The sequence below is a fragment of the Rhodopirellula halodulae genome (assembly GCF_020966775.1).
In the GTDB taxonomy this organism is placed as follows: Bacteria; Planctomycetota; Planctomycetia; order Pirellulales; family Pirellulaceae; genus Rhodopirellula; species Rhodopirellula halodulae.
Window position 1 is genome coordinate 1 of the sequence record NZ_JAJKFV010000002.1, and the last position, 17,319, is coordinate 17,319.

The window sequence follows — 17,319 nt, forward strand, 5'->3', positions numbered from 1 at the left end:
GCATCGCATCAATCGGACGGATGCTCCGAAGACTTGCACCCGCTGGCGACCAACCTCCGTTCAAATATCGACTTACAACCTGAATCGGTTTCCGGATAGGCTCTGAAACCTACGGCAGCGACGAGCCGCTTGGTGTTTTGGTGCGAAGGATTGTGGGGCTCGATCGCACCGCGGCAAAAGCAGCCTTGGCCGACTTCCTTGCTGAAGGTCAATACTCAGCGGACCAAATTCGGTTTGTCGATTTGGTCATCGACCACCTCGTCGACAATGGCCTGATCGACCTTGCACAGCTCTTCGAGCCGCCCTTCACCGACATTCACGCTGAGGGCGTCGCCGGTGTCATGGGCGAAAACGCCGAAACATTCATTGGTGCAGTGCGTCGGATTAACGCGAATGCCACTGGTGTCGCTCAGTGAAGTTGAACAGCCGAATATGTTCGATCGCGCTACTCTGCGTTTTGTTCATCGCCGCTGGCATCAATCACTTTGTGTCGCCGGGCGTTTACCTGAAGATCATGCCGGACTATTTGCCTTGGCCGTTGCCATTGGTTTACGTCTCTGGGTTCTTTGAGTTGCTTGGTGGCGTTGGCTTGGCGGTGCCACGAATGCGGCGAGCGGCGGGGTGGGGATTGATCGCACTGCTTGTTGCCGTCTTCCCAGCGAACGTGGATATGCTGATGAACGCGGGCCAGTTTCCGGCGATCCCGGTTTGGGCACTGGTTGCTCGGCTGCCTCTGCAGGGTGTGCTAATCGCTTGGGTTTGGTGGGCGGCAGTGAAATCGCGATGATGTTCGCGTCTCCCAGCTATTCTCAGTGTCTCTAAATCAGATGACCCGGCAAACGGCGTTTGGGCTCTGTTTCGGTGGGTCGCTACGAAGTGGGTGATTGGAAACGTCGCGATTTTCAGGGGCAAACGCGGTTCTCAACTGGACCGAAAGGGAGGTCGCTACGGCTCCTAACCCAAACCGGCTAAGACACAGAGAACGTAAGAATTCTGGCCCAGAAACCGAAATCCGGCCGCGAGTGCCGGCCTGAGTGTTCTCAGGATTCTGAGACGACAGAGAAACCTCCGCCACGAACATCGACGCAAGTCGTGCGTAGACAGCGGGATAAAACGAAAAAAGCCGATGCGGAGCACGCATCGGCTTTTCGTTAACCGTTGGGTCAGAACTTGTTCCAACCTTTCAGAGAAGTTGCGGGAGCCGGATTCGAACCGACGACCTCGAGGTTATGAGCCTCGCGAGCTACCGGGCTGCTCCATCCCGCGGTATGTGACACGTTGAATCGGACGCCAAGGTTCGATTTCTACAGCGAAATTTCGCAAAAAAATCATTTCGTGGCGGCGTCGCAACGATGCGAGGACTATCGGTCACAAACCGAATCTCGTCAACCGTCTTCCAGCAATGTTGCTGAGATTTTCGTTTTTTGGCGAGCGATTCGCTATGTTGTTCTAAACTAGAGCGTTGCGCACCGGTCCCGGACACTCCCATCTGAATATGACTCTTCCCCCCGACACGACCGCATCCGATTCTTCGGGTGGACTGGAAGCATCGGGGATGTTCTCTTCCGGCTCACCGCAGAGTTCGGGCCCACCGCAGAGTTCGGGCCCGCCGCAGGTTCCGGGCCCACCGCAGAGTGCGGGCCCATCAAATGGTGCGGGGCAGTCGAATAGTGCGGGCACACCGGTTCCTCCTCCACCCGTGCCGCCACCTCCTGCCAATCCAAACGCAGCCACGCAGCCAGTTCCAACGGCACAGCCTACTTCGCCGCAACCGTCTGCCACGCCTCCGCCACCACCCCCGCGGTCGACGTTGCCTCCGGTCAATCCACCCTCGTCCGCGAAGCCGGGGCCTCGGTCTGGCCAGGCGAAACCCGAACCGTCCAAACCGTCTGCCGGTCGTCCACCTCAACAGGCTGCCTCGCGAAAAGTCACACCGTCAACTGCAACGCCGCCCAACGTCACGCCAGCGAACAATACGCCAGGAATGAACGGTGCAGTGACTACTGCATCAGCGACCGCGGCTTCCTCGACACCTCGGTCACGTTGGCGAACCGAGATTTCGGACGAAAGCAAACCACCGTCCGAATCGGGTGATGAAGAAGGCGAGTTGGAACCAGTCAAACGATCCGTGCCGGCATGGCTGGTGAGCATGGTGTTTCACTTGGTCGTGCTGTTGGTGCTGGCACTGCTGACCACTCCCGTTGGTGAAGGCCTGGGCAGCATGGTGCTGGAGTTTGGTGAGGCCACCGAATCGGAGAACTTCGAACTCGACAATCTCAGCATCGAGACATCGGAATCGATGTTGGAATCCACCAATGACCTCGAAAGCGAAACGGTCGTGGACACGGATATCCAATCGCTCATGGAAACGATGGAGGTGCCGACGGAAACGCTCGAGATGGTGCCGTTGGAATTGGGTGCCGGTCCTGCCAGCGAAATCGTTCAGCCGATGTTCAATGGCCGAAGCGGTCCAATGAAAAGTGCTTTGCTGGCGGCTTACGGCGGTAACGAAGAAACGGTCACCGCCGTCGAACGCGGATTGCGTTGGCTGGTCAAGAATCAAGAACGATCAGGTTCGTGGAGCATGGCAGGCCCCTACTCCGACGGAGCTCCATTTTCCGAAAACCGTTGTGCCGCGACCGCTATGGCGATGCTCGCTTTCCAAGGCGACGGCAATACACATCTGAGCGGCCCGTACTCGGAAAATGTCGAGAATGGATTGCGAACGCTACTGCGTGGCCAACGCAAAGACGGCTTTTTGGCAACTCAAGTTCGCGGTGACGATCAACAAGCTTACGGGCACGCTCAAGCAACGATCGCTCTCTGCGAGCTGTACGGAATGACGGAGGACTCGGCACTACGTGGCCCGGCTCAGGCCGCCGTTGACTACTGCGTCAACGCCCAATCATCTGCGGGTGGATGGCGATACCGACCGCGTCAAGACTCCGATCTCTCGGTCACCGGTTGGTACGTGATGGCGCTGACCAGTGCCCACTCGGCTGGTTTGGAAGTTCCCTCGTCAACGCTCCGGATGGCGGATACCTACTTGGATTCCGTCCAATCGTACGATGGCTCGGCTTACGCTTACATGCGCAATCAAGGCGCCAGCTATCCGATGACGGCGGAAGGTTTACTCTGTCGCCAGTACTTAGGATGGCCGCGAGACCAGGAAGGCATGCGGGTTGGTTTGAGCGACCTGGTCGACAGCGCGATGCTGGATCCAAACAATCCCAACGTTTACTACTGGTATTACGCCACCCAGGCGTTGCATCACTACGGCGGTGAACCTTGGAGAAAATGGAACTCCGTCATGCGAAAGGAAATTCCGCGATTGCAATTGCGGAGAGGTGCCGAAGCCGGAAGCTGGTCCCCACAAGCGGATGAATGGGGACGCCGAGCGGGCCGCCTCTACACGACTTGCCTGTCGATCTACTGCTTGGAGGTCTACTACCGCCACATGCCGCTGTACGACCACAAAATCAACTGACTCGATGATCGGGTCGGTCCCGTTCCAGCGGACGATTGAATCCAAACCACCCGTCAGGGGACTTGGTTTGCCGTTTCGAGTGTTCGCGTGCATTGTCTAGGATGGCAGTCTCGTTTCGATTCAGGACATTCCTCCGAGAGCGATTGAGTGACCGCCTCCGTCTCCCCGCCGCGTGGTGCTGCATCTCCGGGCGCCACATCACCTGGTGCTGCGTCATCAGTTACGGCCCCAGCCGGTGCGGCATCTCCTGAGGTCGCAGCCATTGCCGTGGATCGATTGAAGAAATCGTATTGGCGTGGGGGCAAGGAACAGGCGGCGCTGAGAGGAATTTCGTTTGAGCTTCGGCGAGGCGAGCGTCTGGCCTACTTGGGGCCTAACGGCGCTGGCAAGACAACCATGATTCGCTGCCTGTCAGGGCGAGCCAAACCAGATTCGGGCAGCATCCAATTGCTCGGAGAACCGATCGACGCGACGTCCGTCCGAGACTCGTTGGGTTTGGTTCCGCAAGAAATCGCGATCTATGAAGACCTGACCACCACCGAAAACTTAGCAGCCTTCGGGCGGTTTCACGGACTGCGTGGTCGACGGCTGAAGGAAAAGATCCAGTGGGGCCTGCAATGGACCGGCCTGGCCGACCGAGCCCATGACCTGGTCGGCACGTTTTCGGGCGGCATGAAACGTCGCGTCAACTTGGCATGCGGCGTCTTGCACGAACCCGAGGTGTTGTTGCTGGACGAACCCACCGTGGGTGTCGACCCACAAAGCCGCCAACGAATCTTTGCGATGCTGGCGGAACTGAATGCCGACGGCACGTCGGTTTTATTGACAACGCATCACTTGGACGAAGCCGAAACGCAGTGCGACAGGATTGTGATCGTGGACCATGGCGAAGTTATCGCGACCGGCACGTTTGAGGAGTTGGTGCGACAAACCATCGGCGGCGACCGCGAAGTCACCGTGCGGCTGGATCAACCACTTCGTGGACATGGGAACGAACCGCTGGCCGTGACCGGATTGCAAGTCACCGCGAGACCGGGCGAACCTGTTGTCACCACCAAAATGCGAGAGGTCGCCAAGGGATTGCCTCGATTGATGGACGCTCTCAGCGAAGCCGAGTACGGCGTGCTTGATGTGGAAGTCCAATCGCCTTCGCTGCATCACGTGTTTCTGCATCTGACCGGCCATGCTCTGCGAGACTGAACATGGTTTGGAAAGTCATTGAGATTCACTTGAGGCGATTACGTCACAACCGTGTCGAATGGTTGCTGACGTTTGTCGTTCCGATCGCTTTCTTCAGCATCTTTGCCTTGATCTTCTCGCGAGGCGTGGGCGGCACACCGCGAGTGAAGGTCGCTTTGATTCGCGACGCGGCAACCGCGAACTCAGCCGATGAAGGTGCGACATCGACGACTTCGTTGCAGTGCGATGAGGTGATTCAAACACTTCGCGAAAGCGACGGTTTACGATTGGTCCGCGACAGCGAAGAGGATCCGCGGCTCGATCGCGCGGCGGGCGAAGACTTGGTCCGCCGTGGGTCAGCCACCATCGCGATTGTTCTGCGGGAAGATGGCGAACAACTCACCGCTGAGCTACTCAACGACGCATCGGACCAAGTCGCCAGCCAAGTGGTGTCGGCGTTGGTGATGCGCGCGATGATGATGGCCCGCGCCATCACGGCACTCCCCAGCGGCCCCAACGAGCGACCGATTCAAATGCGAGCGGACATCATGTCCGACGAACCGTCAGACGACTTGGTTCAACAAGCGAACTTTCAAGAGTTCGTGCGAAACGTCGCCCAAGAAAACTCGGCAACCACCTCGGATGCCTCGTCGGAAATCGCCACCGAAACAGGCCTGTCACCGCCATCGGTGAACGTGGTCAACGTGATTGGCGAAAACAAATCCAATCCGGTGATCAGCGTGTACGCCGCGGGAATCGCCGTCATGTTTTTGTTGTTCGGCGCGACCAGCGGCGGTGGCGTGCTGCTGGAAGAACGCGAAAACCAGACGCTGGAACGGTTGCTTTCCACGCAAATGACAATGGACCATCTGTTACTTGGGAAATGGTTCTACCTGACGTTACTTGGGTGCATCCAAGTCACAGTGATGTTTGTTTGGGCTCAGTTGGTCTTCGGTTTGGACCTGCTCGGCAACCTGGACGGATTTGTGATGATGACCGTGGTGACCTCCGCCGCCGCGGCCTCGTTCGGTTTGTTCTTGGCCACGTTGTGCAAGACACGCGGGCAACTCAATGGTTTGTCCGTGGTCGCCGTTCTGACCATGAGCGCGTTGGGTGGATCGATGGTGCCTCGGTATGTGATGAGCGAGGGTCTCCGCGAAGCGGGACTGTGGACCTTCAACGCTTGGGCACTCGATGGGTACGACAAAGTCTTCTGGCGGGAGCTGCCTCCCAGTGCGTTGCAGCCGCAGTTGACGGTGCTGCTTGGGACCGCGTTTGGACTGCTCATCCTCGCTCGTTTGCTAGCAATTCGCTGGGAAACTTCTTGAGAACTTCGCGGTTTTCGTTGCAGGAAACGCGGGATGCTTGCCTATCGTGGTTTGACGTCGAAGTAACGACAGACCGTTTGGCGCGTCGTTTGCCTGTCGGAGGTCCTGATCGGCCGATCTCAAACGACTTGGAATCGCAAGTGCTGCGAGCATCGGCATCAGGTTTCTAACTGGCTATTTTCCGTTTCTCATGCCTTGTTGAAAGCGGGGTTCCAAGATGACTGAACGAATCTGGGCAAATTTGCGACTGCTCCGTCGTGGTTCCATGAACGCAACCGCTTCCAACCGTCTGGCAAACGCGACCACCAGTGGTCTTGTAACGGCCGAGGTGGTGGATACAAGGTCACACGCGATAACGGCCAACGGAATTCGCTGGAAACCGGGTGATTGGGCCATCTATCGAAAGAGCAAACGCGGCAAGGTGCCAGGGCCGCGTGCAAGTCGCGTGAAACCAAACTTGAAGGGCGATACGTATAACTACGTCGTGGAGAAGTTCTGGATGGTCGACGAGGTTCATCTGGACGGAACGCTGACCATGCGAACCACGCGAGGCAAGACTCATCGCATTGGTGCGGACGATCCCAACCTGTCTCGTCCGAGTTGGTTCGCTCGTTTGCGATGGCGCGAGCGGTTCGTGGCCATCGAATCTCAGTTTGGAAATTCGACGTACGCCGCTTAACGCATACTGCTTGCACACTGCTTAACGTTCGCTGCTCGATGTCGCCGCTTCGCCCGCCGCTGCCAACATCAACGGACACTGGCCGACCTCATCGGGCCAAACGCGGAGCTCTACTTCGCGATTTTCTCTAGCAACGCGGCCACGGCGGCGGGGTCGTCCGATTCCCGCAGCTCCTCAATGCGAGCTTCCGGCACACCCACCTTTTCCAGGTGGCTGCACAATCGTTTCCATACGGTCGCCCGTTTCTTTCCCTCGCTCAGGTAGAGCTCGGTGACGGCTTCCTGAGCCTTCTGCAACCCGATGGCATCCCGGTTCTGGTAATAGTTCCGGATGATCTTTTCTTGGTGCGGCGTACGATTGGGAGCCATGGGCGATGCTTCAGCCTAGCGTTGGTTGCGTTTTTCTTCGGCACGGGCAGCTTGCAAAGCAGCTGCTTCGCGGGAGAGTTTAAACTCAGGCCCAGCGGGGAAGTACTGGACGTCGTCCTGCAAATAATAAGGACTTGGCAGCGTTTGGCCATTGAGCGAAACCTGACATCCGGTGTTGGTCGCCAACAGGGCCGCGAGAGCCAGGGTGCAGACCGTCCCGCGGGTGATCCAGTGCGTGTTCATCTTGTTTTCCATCGTTGTACGCCCCAACGCGTAAGGTTTTCGGACCGAACGGCTCACGCAACGAGAGCCCGTCTGCCTGAAATCGGTGACAGAATCGTTATCGGCGGAAGAACCGGAAAACCTTGACTGGATTCGCGAAAAAGTCCTGGGAGCCCCGAAAGACTCGCGGGGACCAAATGTCCAACGTCCAAATGCATGCGTTCAGCACTGCCTCGCAGTTTCACGCGGACGTTTCGACATGCCCGCAAACCACGCAACCACGCACGCTGTTTGCCTCGAGCGGCCTCCCCGCACCCCATCGGCCGCACCGCACCAATTCGGCGTGACTCACCGGGACGAATTCGCCACAATGGAAGAATGAACGAGACGCCACGCAACCAGCCTCCAAAGCTCCGATTGTCCAACATGTTTGATCGACGCCGATTTTTGCGAACCAGTTTGGCGGGTGGGGCTGCCGCAGCCACGGGAATGCTAAGCCCGCGAAACGCACACGCCGCCAACCGAGCCAAATGGGAAGAATCCATTCAGCGCGGACTGGAATGGCTCAGCAGCAAACAATCGTCTCGCGGCCAGTGGAACACCACCGTTTATCCCACCGCCATGGCTGCGCTCTCAGGCACCGCGTTGATTGGCAGCGGCAGCACGACGACTCAGGGTCCCTACGCCAAGCAGATTGCTCGCGCGTCGGACTTCCTGATCAGCAAGTCTCGCAGCAATGGATTGATCGGTGACCCTCAAACCGATTCAAGATACACCTATGGCCACGGGTTCTCGATGTTGTTCCTATCACAGGTCTTGGGCGAAGAAGGCTTGCTCGACCGACGCGAGGAGTTGGTGGAGGTTTTGCAAAAGGCGGTTGAATTCAGCGGCAACGCCCAAACAGCCGCGGGAGGTTGGGGCTATGTCTCGGCCAAAGAGGGCAACGACTTCGACGAGGGCAGCACGACAATCACCCAAGTCCAAGGTCTTCGCGGGTGTCGCAATGCGGGCATCCCCGTCAGTGGCGAGGTCATCGATAAAGCGAAGGAATACATCTATCGCTGCAAGAATCCCGACGGCGGAATCAGCTACAGCAGCCGACAAACGGGCAGCAGTCGCCCCGCCATCACCGCCGCCGCGTTGGCCGCGTTGTACAACGCGGGTGCGTACGACAGCGAACATGTGCCGGAGATGCTGAAGTACAGCAAAGAGACGCTGCACGACATCAACAACGGCGCGCGAGCCTTTGGACATTGGCACTACACGTATCTCTACTACAGCCAAGTCGTGTACCGGCAGGGCGATGAATTGTGGTTGCCGTTCCGCGATCGTTTGTACGATCGCATCGCCGCGGAACAAAAACCCGATGGCTCGTGGGAAGGCCAAATCCATCCGGTCTATGTGACCGCTTGCAACCTGATCATGATGCAAATTGACCGAGGCTTTTTGCCCATCTATCAACGCTAAGGCCAAACGATGGACTTGGAATCGTTCAGCCAGCGTGTACTCGAGATCGTCCAGCGACATTTCCCCACCGAAGGCTTCCGCATGGGTGAGGAACTGGGTGTCTTGTCCTGTGGCGAGATGCAATTCGGTTTGTCAAATCTGCTGGCCCAATACCATCAATCGAATCTCGACGATGACGAATTGGACGAAACCGTTCGCGTGACGTTCGCTCGGATGTTGGAAATGGTTCGCGCCGCGGACCAAGTGCTACCGGAAACATGGGAAGAAGCCAAGCCTCGCTTGCGGGTCCAACTTTGTCGCAGTGACATCGATGCGTTGCGGAAAGCCATCACGTTTCCCTTCGCCAGTGACATCACCAGCAGCGTCGTGGTGGATTCGCCACATGGTTACGCTTACATCCGACCGGAAGATGCGGAACGATGGGGCCAATCCGTCGTGGATTTGATTGAGATCGCCAAGACAAATCTGTTGGCCGATTCGTTGGATTGCCCGATGGGTGTGGTGGAAGGACCGCCCAAATTCATTGCGATTCAATCCGGTGATGGCTACGACGCCGCGCGAGTGTTACTGCCACAAATTCGCGAACGATTGATCCGAGAATTGAGCGAGGACTCGGAAGCGTCCGATGGGGAACCCGCCGCGATCGTCGGCGTCCCCAACCGAGATTTCTTGATCGCGTGGTCAGCGGCCTTGCCCACCGAGTTGCACGAGCAGTTGGCACGCACCGTTTCCGAAGATTCGCGACGGCAATCGCATCCGCTCTCCGAGCAGACCTTTCGCATCACCGCCGAAGCAATCTGGCCCATTCACGGGTTTTGAAACGCAGCAGGTATCGGCGTCGTTACCACAAACTCGCTATCTATTGCCTGGCTGCTTTCACGCACCGTGCGGCTTGCGCCGCGACGCTAAGAACGTAGGCCGGACCGAAGCGAAGCGGAGCTCCGGCAGCAGAACGTCAACCACCAAAACACACCGCGATCCAACTCGCGTCCTACCGTCTTAGCGGAATGGGCGCAAGCCCTCCGGTACCAGCAACCACCACCCACCTGTGACGCCCAACTCTGAAATCATCTTTTCGCAAACCAACACTCGAACACCCTTTACACACCGTGCGGCTTGCGCCGCGACGCTAAAAACGTAGGCCGGACCGAAGCGAAGCGGAGCTCCGGCAGAGGGACATCGCAAGGCCCAAATTAGGTCGACAACTTTTCCATGATTTGATCGGCGGAACGTCGTAGCAACACATCATCATCGAGTGTTTCATCGATCTTGCGAATCGCGTGCAACACGGTCGAGTGATCTCGACCACCAAAGGCGTCGCCGATTTGAGTCAAACTGAACTCGGTCATTTTACGAGCCAACCACATCGCCAACGACCGAGCACGAACAATGTTCTGTCGTCGCGAACCACTCCGCATGTCGGTCGATTTGACTCCGAGTTGACGCGCGACCGCGGTGGTGATGGCTTTGATCGAGATCGACTGAGCTCCACCGGCGGTTTCGATCGCCGACTGCACGGCTTCGCTGCAGATCGGTTGATCGTGCATCCGACACCACAACGCGATTTGCTTGATCGCGGATTCGAATGAACGCACCGTGCAATCCACCGGCAGCCCCGCATCCAACAACGACAACATCTCCGGTTCGACCTCCGGTAAATGAGCCAGCATCAATTCGCGGAGGATGGTGCGACGGGTATCGCCTGACGGAGGTTGCAACGTGACGGTCAATCCCGGCAACGTGCGGCTGACCAACGCCGGTCGAAGCCCGCGCACCTCGGACGGCAAACGACGACACGTCACAATGGTCAATCGACCTTCCGCATCACGGGCTTCCAACCGCTGAGCCAACTCTTCTTGAGCGGGCCCCTTGTCAGCGATCAGATGCAAATCATCCAGCACCAGAATCGGAACCGAATCAAGCTTCTCGCGAAATCGCGGCATATCCTTCGAATCAATCGACGATGCAAATTCGCGTGCGAAATCGATCGCTGGCTGATACAGCACACGACTGGACAGCACCCGCGAAGTGACCTCAGTCGGTCCGCCTTTGGGTGTTTGCTCATCCAATCCCATCGCGTCCCACACATTGCTGATGCTCATCCGTTTGGACAGATGCAATGCCAGCGCCGTTTTCCCCGTCCCCGGTTGACCGACCAACAGCATGGGTCGCGAAATTTCGAGCAGGGTCTCGATGGGGTTCTCGCACACGTATCCCGCCAGCCGATTTTCGTCACCGCAATAAAACAGCGGAACGATCGGCCGAACAATCTCACTATCGCGGCGACGGCGACGCAGCGAGGGCCGTTCCAGCGCGAAAGAATTGACGTTGGGAGACGAAGCAACCACGACGGGGCACGAGTTTAGAGCGAGGTGGTGAAATCCAGACAGCTTCACTCTAGATTGAAATTTCGTTCACCGCCATCCATTTCTAGGCAAGTTATCCACAGCCTACCCGTCGATTGCCCTCGAAAATTGCCGAGAAATCAGCTCAGCGGCCCGCTCAATTTCGGCCTCCGTGGAAAACCTCGACACGCTGAAACGAAGGGCGGAATCCAGCAGACTTTTGCCCACTCCCATTGCCTGCAGCACGTGACTGGGGGGACTGCTGCCGCTGCTGCACGCCGATCCGCTGCTACACGCCACCCCGGCCATATCCAGAGACATCAGCAAACTTTGGCGATCGGCTCCCGGCAACGAAACGCAAGTGGTCGATGGCAACCGAGCCGCATCTTTGCCGTGCACCACCAATGTCGGATGGTCGCGTAGTAACTTGGATTCCAACAGGTCTCGCAGTCGCCGCATTTGATCGGCGGATTCAGGCAACGCCTCACACGCGATGCGGATCGCTTCGGCCGTGGCAACGACCAACGCCACGGGTTCGGTTCCCGGCCGAGTCCCCAATTGCTGTTCGCCGCCCTGCAATCTGGCTCGGACTTCGAGCCCCGCCTCGAGCCATAAAAAGCCAACGCCGACCGGACCGTGGATCTTGTGCGGAGTAATCGTCGCGGCAGAGACACCCCATTCGGTCAAATTGACCGGCACCTTGCCAATGGACTGAGTCGCATCGACATGCAATGGAACTCGAAACTCTCGACAGATGTTTGCTGCCTGTTCGATTGGTTGGATCACGCCCGTTTCGTTGTTGGCTGACATGATTGACACCACGGCGACGGAGTCCGACTGCTGCGCATCACGCGTCTGCTCGATCAAGATCTCTCGCAGTGAATCCAACTTCACCACGCCATTTGGATCAACATCGATCCATGCCACCGTTCGTCCCGCCTGTTCCGCGGTCGCCGCGGCAGCCAAGACGCTGGGATGTTCCACTCGGCTAACAACGATTGCCGCATCCGGTTCTCCGATCCCGTGAATCGCCAAGTTGTTCGATTCGGTGCCGCCGCTTGTGATCAACAAACGAGGAGCATGCACGCGGGTGAGGTCACTTCCAAGACAACGTCCAATGCGGTCCGTCGCCTCGTCCAATCGCATTCGTGTTTGCTGTCCCAATCGGTGTTGGCTGGACGCATTGGCGGGCGTTTGCAAAAGGGCCTCGGTCAGCACTCGTGCCACGCTGGGATCCATTGCGGTCGTGGCGTTGTTGTCGAGATAGATCATGTGGTTTCTGCGCCGCCGTCTGACGCATCGCCAGTTGACGAATTCGCGTCGGGCATCAGGGATTGCAATTCGGGGTTGTCGGGTTGCTCCGCCAATGCCTCCGCCATCAGAGCATCTGCCAATTCATCGCGGCCCGCATCACGCATATCACGAATCAACGTGACGTACTCGCTGGCTAAATAGCGGTCGATTGATTGCTTCCAATCAGCTAAACCGTCCGCGTCCCGCGTCAGCTCCAAGATTCGCGGCATCAACACATAAAGTTCACGATTGGCTAGGTCTGCGATCTTTGGCCACAATTCCTTTGCCAGCTTGGGATGATCAACCGACCACTGCTTCCAAACCGCGACGCTGTTTTCCATCAAACGCAGATGATCCACCAGCAAGGCCGCGTCGCCCGGTGCCGCTTCGCTCGCCCCGCGTTCGACTTCGACCAAGTGCCACACCGTGGGTGCTTGATTGGGCAACGGCAACGTCTTGGACTGGGTGAGGAAACGAGCCGTTTCAGGCGTGTTGCTGACGCGGTGAATCGGTGTGATCTGCCATCGCAGCAACGGGATCTCGTAGAAAGAAAACCGACGCGTTTGAAAGTGCGTCGGGCTGAACTCGGTGCCTTGAACGGAACCCGTCGCCAAAATGATCAGAAACAGCACGCCGCCCAAAATGATGGTCGACAGGACGATCAGCCAAAACTTCGCGTTCAAGAAGAAGCGTCTCCGAGAACGCTTTTTGGACGAACGAGGTGCCACCAGCGGATCTGTGCTGGATTGGCTGGTTGAATCGGCAGCGGTCGCTGGCATCGTGGAAATATCCCGGCAGACGTCAATCAAACGGTTTGGTAGGTTCGCGACTCGTCCAATTTGTCCCGAGAAACCTTTTTCCAAGCGTAACAAAGATGAATGGCTACGCCACACCTTGGAAGCGAGGTCCATCCAGCGGCGTTGCCGGAATCGCCGCGTCGCGAACCACGCCGCAAGCCTCGGCTTGGACCAGCCCCACGCAAGGCCATCGGACTGCGACGCAACTGGCCGGGGCCGCACTCAGGCGACTCCTAACGGGCAACGGACAATCCACGCGGCGCTCGGCCTCCTTTGACCAGCCATTTGGGCAGGAAAACGCCGAGTCGATGGCGGGCGTAGACGCGGGCTCCAACGGTCATTCCTCGGACGCGAACCCGGCAGCGGACACCGACGCGGTCGATCCGGAAGATCGCCTGGCCGCTCGAGCTCGGGTCGAAGGCGTGTTGCTGATCGCGAAATCCCCGCTGAATTACCGACGTTTGGCGGCTCTGGCCAACGTCGAAGACGCTACGTCAGCACGCACCTTGGTGGGCGAACTGAACGAACTCTACGAGCGGATGGGCCGTGGAATTCGCATTGAGCAGGTCGCCGGTGGACAACGCATGATGACGCGTTCGGTCGTCGCCCCCTGGCTTCGGCGACTTGGTTTTTTGGCTCCAGCGGTCCGGTTGAGTTGGCCGATGATGGAAACGCTCGCGGTGGTGGCCTACCGGCAAGACGTCACGCGGGCAGACATCGAAGCCGTGCGTGGTGTCGCGTGCGGTGAAATTCTGCGACAGTTGATGCAATTGGATTTGGTCCGAATCAGCGGTCGCAGTGAAGAGTTGGGGCGTCCCTACCTTTACGGCACCACCAAACGTTTCTTAAAAATCTGCGGATTGGCGTCGATAAAGTCGCTTCCGCCGATTGACTGGCACGCATCCTGCGATGATGTTTCTGAATCTGACGACGGGTTGGATGAAACAGTCGTCCAGGATGAAAATGTTGACGAAGTGACATCGAGAGAAAACTCTCAAACCGAATCCCATCCTCGCCGCGAATCGTCTGCCGATCAGTCGGAAACGGATCCCTCGGCAACCGAGAATTTGCACCCCACCAAGGAGTCTGACGTGAGTATCGCCGCGACCGAAACTCTCGCCACTGAATTCACCGCTTCACTCGACGCTGATCTGTCTGGCGGCGTGGCCGTGTTGGATGCCCCCGTGGCCGATGAGGGCACTTCCTCCGCAGATCCCACCGCCGTGATCGAAGATGAAGAAGACGATCTGTACGAAAACGGATTTGATCTCGACGACGATGAGGACGACGACTTCGACGACGATGACTGGGATGACGAAGACGACGAGGAAGATGAAGACGAGGACGACGACGAAGAGTCAGATGACCTCGACGATGAAGACGACGACCTCGACGGCACCGACGACTGGGAAGAAGTCGACGACGACGATGCCGACGAAGACTGGGAAGACGACGATGACGACCTGGATGAAGAAGACGAAGACTGGGAAGATTGATCGCGTCCATTTCGGGTTGAGGTAGCCCCGGCCTCGCCGGGTGCTGCCACGCGTCCTCTGCTGCCAGCCGCGTATCCAGCAACACCGCGGACCGCTCGATCGGTCCAGCGTCGACGCGGCATCTCAACATGGGTCCGGCGCTACAGATCCAACAGCACGGATCCGACATCTCATTTGTTGGAACCGGACCTTATTGGAACCAGACCTGCCTTCGCGATCGTGATTCTGGTTGTGACGATTGCTCGCTTCTTGACCGTTGCTTGGGTCATGCCGATCGCACCTTCCATTGCGACTCGGCAAACTTCACCGGCTGACGACTTTCGTCATCCATGTGGTGTTTTTTCAACATCGAGCAAATGGTGACCTACCTTTCAGACGGTAGCTGTCCTTTTGTATCGCAATCGTTGCTCGAACCCATGTTTGAAACCACCCAAGCCCAACTGTTGATGCTGGAACCCGAACAAGTGCTCGCGGACTTGGCCGCGTTTCGCTTGGAACTCTTGGGTTATCGGTTGGAGGTGGTCGGCAGCGGTGCCGAAGCCGTCGATCGACTGAGAAGCCAACCGGCGGACCTGCTGATCTTGGACACCAAACTTCCTGAAGGCGACGGTCTGGAATGGCTGACCGAACTGCGTTTGGAATTTAGCCCCGAACAAGTTCCCGCCTTGGTCTTCTCGTTGGACCCCAGCTTGGAAATGGTTCGCCGAGCCTACCTCGCCGGTGCCCAGGACTACTTGATCACACCGTTTGATCCCACCGTCCTGGAAGAGAAGGTGCAAAAGCTCCTTCCGACTCACGCGGAAACCGTTTGAGCCCACGCCGCTGATCCACCACGTCGTAATCAATCACCCCTTGTTCCAACGAATCCTTAGCCTGCACGGACCGAAGCGATGAAACGAATTGGCGACATTTTGGTTGAACTGGAGATTCTGACCAAAGAACAAATGGACGCCGCGTTCTCCGACAAGCCTCGCGGCGTGATGATCGGTGACTGGCTCGTCCGTCAATCGTTGATTAGCAATGCGCAGCTCGGTGCCGCATTGTCCGAGCAATTCTCGGTGCCTTTTGTTGACATTGATTTTTCAAGCGTGAACCCACAAGTCGCGCGATTGCTGCCCGAGGATTTCGCACGGTCTCAAGAAGCCGCCGCCATCGACGTTGGCGAACAAATGTTGACGCTGGCAATGGTCGCTCCCGACGACATCGAAACCATTGCGGAAGCGGAGTTGATGACGGGGTACAAGATCCGTCCCGTTGTCGCGCTCGAAGATGACGTTCGCGAATTTTTGAACCGCATTTACGACGACCGAGCCTTCGCACGTCAAACCATCGTCGACATGAAGTTCGCCGAGATGGCGGAATCCGGCGAAGTCACCGAAGAAGACGAATTGGCAATGTCCGCCGTCAGCCAAGAAGACGCGCCCGTGGTGAAGTTGGTTCAAGCCATCTTGTCGGGTGCGGTGTCCGCCGGTGCCAGCGACATTCATTTGGAACCGCACAAACCCGAGATGCGAGTTCGCTATCGAGTCGACGGTGAGTTGCAAGTCGTCATGACAATTCCCAACCACATCGAAGATTCCGTGGTCAGCCGTATCAAAGTCATGGGCGACATGGACACCACCGAAAACCGACGACCGCAAGACGGCCACCTCACCGTTTATGAAAACGGTAAACGAGTGGGCTTTCGGATCAGCGGCATCCCCACGGTGGACGGTCAAAAATTGGTGCTGCGACTGCTGGACGAAGGCGGACAAACGTTCGACCTCGCCAACATCGGAATGCCTCAACGAGACTACGACTCCGTCCGTCGCATCATCGACAAACCACACGGCATGTTCGTGGTCACCGGTCCGACGGGTAGCGGTAAGAGCACGACGCTGTACGCGGCACTGCAGCACTTGAATGACGATGATCGCAATATCGTCACCGTGGAAGACCCGGTGGAATATCGCTTGGCCGGAATCAATCAAGTTCAGAGCGACAACGAATTCGGGATGGGCTTTGCCAACGCATTGAAATACATCATGCGGCAAGACCCCGACGTGATCATGCTCGGTGAAATTCGCGACTGCGAAACCGCCTCCACGGCCGTGCAAGCCGCTCTAACGGGTCACCTTGTGATCAGCACGCTGCACACCAATGACGCTGTGGGTGCCGTGCAACGTTTGGCTGACCTTGGCGTCGACAACTTCAAAATCGCCGGTTCGTTGATCGGCAGTGTTGCCCAACGGTTGCTGCGTTGTGTTTGCGAAAACTGCAAGGTGGACGCGCCGGCCAACTTGAACCTACTCGAAGCACTCGATCCTGAACAAAGGGTGCCTCGCAACACCACTTTCATTCGTGGTGCGGGCTGCAAACGATGCCTTGGTACCGGGTTCGCCGGACGGATGCCGATCTTCGAAATCATGCCGCTGAACTCTGAGATTTCGGCCGCGATCGAAGCCGGTGTTCCGCACTCGCAATTGGAAGATTTGGCCTTGGCAGCCGGCATGGTGCCACTGCGACAAGCGGGACTCGAAGCAGCCGTTGCCGGTCGAACATCGCTGGATGAAGTCTACTTCAAAACCAGTGGTGATCGACGCAGCACGCAATCGGCCCCGGTAGCGGGTGGACGCAGATCTGCGGACGGTCCAGTCCCCAGCGCCATCGCATGATGTT

Annotated in this window: 16 protein-coding genes and 1 tRNA gene; 11 read left to right on the forward strand and 6 right to left on the reverse strand. The window is 57.7% G+C overall.

Annotation, left to right across the window (positions count from 1 at the left end; translation table 11 throughout):
• Nucleotides 1-95: 95 nt before the first annotated feature.
• Nucleotides 96-416: a type I restriction-modification enzyme R subunit C-terminal domain-containing protein gene (locus LOC70_RS00600; protein WP_390888981.1), complete on the forward strand. Its 321-nt coding sequence runs from the start codon at nt 96-98 to the stop codon at nt 414-416.
• A 2-nt stretch (nt 417-418) separates the two neighbouring features.
• Nucleotides 419-787 carry a DoxX family protein gene (locus LOC70_RS00605; RefSeq protein ID WP_182868896.1) on the forward strand — a complete coding sequence of 123 codons (369 nt, stop codon included), beginning with the start codon at nt 419-421 and terminating at the stop codon, nt 785-787.
• 405 nt (nt 788-1,192) lie between these two features.
• Here the strand turns inward: LOC70_RS00605 and LOC70_RS00610 are convergent.
• Nucleotides 1,193-1,266 (reverse strand) — tRNA-Met (locus tag LOC70_RS00610).
• A 730-nt stretch (nt 1,267-1,996) separates the two neighbouring features.
• Between LOC70_RS00610 and LOC70_RS00615 the strand changes: the two genes are divergently transcribed.
• The 4 genes from LOC70_RS00615 to LOC70_RS00630 all read left to right on the forward strand — a co-directional run bounded on the left by LOC70_RS00615 (nt 1,997) and on the right by LOC70_RS00630 (nt 6,673).
• Nucleotides 1,997-3,487: a prenyltransferase/squalene oxidase repeat-containing protein gene (locus LOC70_RS00615; RefSeq protein WP_230251326.1), complete on the forward strand. Its 1,491-nt coding sequence runs from the start codon at nt 1,997-1,999 to the stop codon at nt 3,485-3,487.
• Between the two features lie 267 nt (nt 3,488-3,754).
• Nucleotides 3,755-4,687, forward strand: a complete 933-nt coding sequence (locus tag LOC70_RS00620) for an ABC transporter ATP-binding protein (RefSeq protein WP_390888974.1) — start codon at nt 3,755-3,757, stop codon at nt 4,685-4,687.
• Between the two features lie 2 nt (nt 4,688-4,689).
• Nucleotides 4,690-5,994, forward strand: a complete 1,305-nt coding sequence (locus LOC70_RS00625) for an ABC transporter permease (protein ID WP_230251328.1) — start codon at nt 4,690-4,692, stop codon at nt 5,992-5,994.
• Between the two features lie 217 nt (nt 5,995-6,211).
• Entirely contained in the window at nt 6,212-6,673 is a 462-nt protein-coding gene (locus tag LOC70_RS00630; RefSeq protein WP_230251329.1) for a hypothetical protein, read from the forward strand.
• Between the two features lie 110 nt (nt 6,674-6,783).
• Here LOC70_RS00630 and LOC70_RS00635 read toward each other — a convergent pair whose 3' ends face one another.
• Entirely contained in the window at nt 6,784-7,041 is a 258-nt protein-coding gene (locus LOC70_RS00635) for a hypothetical protein (RefSeq protein ID WP_230251330.1), read from the reverse strand.
• Nucleotides 7,042-7,056: 15 nt separating this feature from the next.
• Nucleotides 7,057-7,296: a hypothetical protein gene (locus LOC70_RS00640; RefSeq protein WP_306796870.1), complete on the reverse strand. Its 240-nt coding sequence runs from the start codon at nt 7,294-7,296 to the stop codon at nt 7,057-7,059.
• Nucleotides 7,297-7,689: 393 nt separating this feature from the next.
• Here LOC70_RS00640 and LOC70_RS00645 point away from each other — a divergent pair, with 393 nt between their 5' ends.
• Together LOC70_RS00645 and LOC70_RS00650 are read left to right on the forward strand one after the other, a co-directional pair.
• Nucleotides 7,690-8,730, forward strand: a complete 1,041-nt coding sequence (locus tag LOC70_RS00645; RefSeq protein WP_230251332.1) for a prenyltransferase/squalene oxidase repeat-containing protein — start codon at nt 7,690-7,692, stop codon at nt 8,728-8,730.
• A 9-nt stretch (nt 8,731-8,739) separates the two neighbouring features.
• On the forward strand, nt 8,740-9,549 hold the full coding sequence (locus LOC70_RS00650; protein ID WP_230251333.1) for a hypothetical protein: 810 nt from the start codon (nt 8,740-8,742) through the stop codon (nt 9,547-9,549).
• Nucleotides 9,550-9,923: 374 nt separating this feature from the next.
• Here the strand turns inward: LOC70_RS00650 and LOC70_RS00655 are convergent, their stop codons facing one another.
• From LOC70_RS00655 to LOC70_RS00665, 3 genes are all read right to left on the reverse strand, one after another.
• Nucleotides 9,924-11,078, reverse strand: a complete 1,155-nt coding sequence (locus LOC70_RS00655; RefSeq protein WP_230251334.1) for a helix-turn-helix domain-containing protein — start codon at nt 11,076-11,078, stop codon at nt 9,924-9,926.
• A 102-nt stretch (nt 11,079-11,180) separates the two neighbouring features.
• Nucleotides 11,181-12,347 (reverse strand): cysteine desulfurase family protein, encoded by a 1,167-nt coding sequence (locus LOC70_RS00660; RefSeq protein ID WP_230251335.1) that lies wholly within the window; start codon nt 12,345-12,347, stop codon nt 11,181-11,183.
• Nucleotides 12,344-13,147, reverse strand: a complete 804-nt coding sequence (locus tag LOC70_RS00665) for a hypothetical protein (protein WP_230251336.1) — start codon at nt 13,145-13,147, stop codon at nt 12,344-12,346. Before LOC70_RS00665 ends, LOC70_RS00660 begins: the two co-directional genes overlap by 4 nt.
• Before the next feature lie 95 nt (nt 13,148-13,242).
• On the opposite strand from LOC70_RS00665, the gene scpB reads away from it, so the two are divergent.
• The 3 genes from scpB to LOC70_RS00680 all read left to right on the forward strand — a co-directional run bounded on the left by scpB (nt 13,243) and on the right by LOC70_RS00680 (nt 17,315).
• Nucleotides 13,243-14,661 carry an SMC-Scp complex subunit ScpB gene (gene scpB / locus LOC70_RS00670; RefSeq protein WP_230251337.1) on the forward strand — a complete coding sequence of 473 codons (1,419 nt, stop codon included), beginning with the start codon at nt 13,243-13,245 and terminating at the stop codon, nt 14,659-14,661.
• A 329-nt stretch (nt 14,662-14,990) separates the two neighbouring features.
• Nucleotides 14,991-15,473, forward strand: coding sequence for a response regulator (locus tag LOC70_RS00675; protein ID WP_230251338.1), 483 nt, complete (start codon nt 14,991-14,993; stop codon nt 15,471-15,473).
• A gap of 78 nt (nt 15,474-15,551) precedes the next feature.
• Nucleotides 15,552-17,315 (forward strand): GspE/PulE family protein, encoded by a 1,764-nt coding sequence (locus LOC70_RS00680; protein ID WP_230251339.1) that lies wholly within the window; start codon nt 15,552-15,554, stop codon nt 17,313-17,315.
• The last annotated feature ends 4 nt before the right edge of the window (nt 17,316-17,319 follow it).

Bases quoted from the DNA above. Each gene is read 5' to 3' on its own strand.
- LOC70_RS00625 (WP_230251328.1), top strand. From the start codon at position 4,690: ATGGTTTGGAAAGTCATTGAGATTCACTTGAGGCGATTACGTCACAAC.
- LOC70_RS00630 (WP_230251329.1), top strand. From the start codon at position 6,212: ATGACTGAACGAATCTGGGCAAATTTGCGACTGCTCCGTCGTGGTTCC.
- LOC70_RS00635 (WP_230251330.1), bottom strand. From the start codon at position 7,041: ATGGCTCCCAATCGTACGCCGCACCAAGAAAAGATCATCCGGAACTAT.
- LOC70_RS00640 (WP_306796870.1), bottom strand. From the start codon at position 7,296: ATGGAAAACAAGATGAACACGCACTGGATCACCCGCGGGACGGTCTGC.
- LOC70_RS00645 (WP_230251332.1), top strand. From the start codon at position 7,690: ATGTTTGATCGACGCCGATTTTTGCGAACCAGTTTGGCGGGTGGGGCT.
- LOC70_RS00650 (WP_230251333.1), top strand. From the start codon at position 8,740: ATGGACTTGGAATCGTTCAGCCAGCGTGTACTCGAGATCGTCCAGCGA.
- LOC70_RS00660 (WP_230251335.1), bottom strand. From the start codon at position 12,347: ATGATCTATCTCGACAACAACGCCACGACCGCAATGGATCCCAGCGTG.
- LOC70_RS00665 (WP_230251336.1), bottom strand. From the start codon at position 13,147: ATGCCAGCGACCGCTGCCGATTCAACCAGCCAATCCAGCACAGATCCG.
- scpB (WP_230251337.1), top strand. From the start codon at position 13,243: ATGAATGGCTACGCCACACCTTGGAAGCGAGGTCCATCCAGCGGCGTT.
- LOC70_RS00675 (WP_230251338.1), top strand. From the start codon at position 14,991: ATGTGGTGTTTTTTCAACATCGAGCAAATGGTGACCTACCTTTCAGAC.
- LOC70_RS00680 (WP_230251339.1), top strand. From the start codon at position 15,552: ATGAAACGAATTGGCGACATTTTGGTTGAACTGGAGATTCTGACCAAA.